Here is a 2455-nt window from a genome sequence, read left to right as displayed (position 1 = left end):
GAAAGTGAAAATAGTGCTGAGCAACACCATTCTGTATTTCAACGGGCTGTTGCGCCATTAATCCTGAGATGGAAAACAGTGAAATGGCGAGGAGCAATAAGAATATTTTATTAAAAAATCGGTTCAGCATCAATTACAAAGGTAGCAATTTTGTGTATGGCAGAACCAGTTTGCCTATCAGCTTATTTTCATATTAAAAATAAGTGAAACACAGGTTCCCTTATGTTCTTCAGATAGGATCTCAACTTCTATACTATGAAATCTGGCAATACTTTGAACGATGGCCAAGCCTAAACCGAAACCGTTTTCTTCTGTATTTCCACGCTTAAAACGATCAAAGGCATTTTCAAGCAATTCTTTTTTCATTCCTAAGCCGCTATCCTCAATGGTTAAATGATATCGATGTTCCTTTTTTTTCGCCACTGATCTCGATGGATCCCTTTTCAATATTATACTTGATGGCGTTATTGATCACATTCATCAGCAGGGTATGGATCAGGGCTTTATTTCCTATAAACTGAAAATCTTCAGTCAGCGCTAATTTGAAAACAATATTTTTATCTGCAATGCGATCTTCAAGATCTTCATAAATATCTTCAATTTCTTCCTTAAGGCTAATTTCTTCCGTTTTCAGATATTGATTATTCTCCACTTTAGAAATTAACAGTAAGCTATTAATAACCAGTTTTAAGCGGTTAAGTGTTTTTAGCGAAGCGTAAATTTTATTTTCATGCGCCACAGGCATTTCTGGCGTATTGAGCATATTTTCAAACCGTGTGCTTAAAACAGAGATGGGCGTAAGCAGTTCATGAGAAACATTGGCAATAAATTGTTTCTCCAGGGCGAAAAGGTTGTTAATCTTTTTCATCAGGGAGTTAACGCTATTGTCCAGCATCTTAAAATCATCGGTACTGGTTGGAATGTTATCGTAATTGTAGTGAGAAGGATCGTTTACAAGATTGATTTTTTTATCGATAATGGCATAGAAAGGCTTTAGCAAGAAATTAGAGAAGAAATAATCTGTAACCAGCGTAATGAGCAAAGCAACAAAAAGCACAATTAGCATGTAGAACCGAATGGCATTTTTTATTTGATGATAAAGCCGTCATCGATTCGCCTATTTCTAAATTGTACCAATTGGTGTGGTAAGAAAATTTATAGTTTAAAATCCTGTACACTTCAATATCCCCTTCAATTTCTCTTTTTTCGGTGAATATGTCGGCAGATGCTGATTTCTGATTATCGGCAATGTCAGTTAGGACAATAAATTCTTCCTTTAAAATATTGTAGTCGGTGAAAGACTGTTCTTTGTTAAGTAAGCTATCGATTTCATTATCATTCAGGTGTTCAATAATCTTGTTTTTTTTCTTAATGAGTCGGTTATCAAGCTGATTAAAGGCAAGTTTATCCAATGAAAACAAGATAATTCCTCCTAACACCACGATAATCGCAATTTTAGTGATGGCATTATATAAGGAAAACTTAACCTGTAACTTCAATTGATGGATGATATTAAAATGTAAAATGGATACTATTTTGTTAGCAATAACAAACTTTTAGCAATTAATCCGATAGCCAATACTCCTTACGGTTTCGAACCAGTCGATTTCTGTTACTGCTGCAAGCTTTTTTCGTAGATTTTTAACATGCACATCAACAAAATTTGAATCAGAATTAACTTCAAGAATGTCGCCCCAAACATGTTCAGTTAAACTCATTCTAGAAACCACACGATTTTTATTCAATACCAGGTAATTAAAAATCTCGAATTCTTTTTTTGTAAGATTCAGCCTTTCTTCGCTAAAAGAAACTGTTCTGTTTTGAATATTAAGCAGGAAATTATGAATATTGATTTCGTTTTTTTCCAGTTTGTGTTTTCTTCGGGTTATGGCGTGCATCCGGGCCAGTAGTTCATTCAATGAAAATGGCTTTGGTAGGTAATCGTCAGCACCTTCGTCCAAACCTTTAATCCGATCGTCGACAGCACTTCTTGCAGTGAGGATAATTACGGCATCATCCCGATCCTTAATTGCTTTTAGCTGTTTCAAAACTTCAAAACCATCGCCATCCGGCAAACCCAAATCAAGTAAAATGAAATCGTAATTATTTACAAATATCTTCTCTTCTGCAGAAGATTTTTTCCAGGCATGTTCCACGATGAAACCTTCCTTACTTAGAAATTCATCCATCTCTAAAGCCAGGCTTTTTTCATCTTCAACTATGAGTACGTTCATGAATGAGTTATAAGTGTAGGTTATAAGTTTTAAGTGAATGAGATGAATCTTTGATCTTGATTCTTTGTTCCTTTATCCGCTTACTAAATTAATGTTTTTCAGAATGATCTCGCAGGCTTCCTCAATTTCTTGCTTGGTAATGATTAGCGGAGGCGCAATGCGCATGGAATTGCTGCAATGCAAAAACCAATCAGACAGCACCCCATCCAAAATCAGGCATC

General features: G+C 35.4%; 4 protein-coding genes. All 4 read right to left on the bottom strand.

Features of this window, described 5'->3' with window-relative positions; all coding sequences use genetic code 11:
* Positions 1-177: 177 nt before the first annotated feature.
* From ON09_RS24630 to ON09_RS23405, 4 genes are read right to left on the bottom strand one after another with little or no spacing between them, the layout of a single operon-like run.
* Positions 178-366: a sensor histidine kinase gene (locus ON09_RS24630; RefSeq protein ID WP_051010270.1), complete on the bottom strand. Its 189-nt coding sequence runs from the start codon at positions 364-366 to the stop codon at positions 178-180.
* 16 nt (positions 367-382) lie between these two features.
* A complete protein-coding gene (locus ON09_RS24625; RefSeq protein WP_157259065.1) occupies positions 383-1057 on the bottom strand; it encodes a sensor histidine kinase in 675 nt (224 codons plus the stop codon).
* The gene (locus ON09_RS24620; RefSeq protein ID WP_051010268.1) at positions 1005-1499 is read right to left on the bottom strand and encodes a hypothetical protein; all 495 of its coding nucleotides are present in this window, start codon (positions 1497-1499) and stop codon (positions 1005-1007) included. The genes ON09_RS24625 and ON09_RS24620 overlap by 53 nt, the downstream gene beginning before the upstream one ends.
* A 57-nt stretch (positions 1500-1556) precedes the next feature.
* A complete protein-coding gene (locus ON09_RS23405) occupies positions 1557-2234 on the bottom strand; it encodes a response regulator transcription factor (protein WP_010603498.1) in 678 nt (225 codons plus the stop codon).
* Positions 2235-2455: the final 221 nt, after the last annotated feature.

The sequence above is a fragment of the Pedobacter agri PB92 genome, assembly GCF_000258495.1.
GTDB lineage: Bacteria > Bacteroidota > Bacteroidia > Sphingobacteriales > Sphingobacteriaceae > Pedobacter > Pedobacter agri.
The sequence above is the reverse complement of the archived record's forward strand: the minus strand, read 5'-3'. Positions and strand labels throughout refer to the sequence as shown.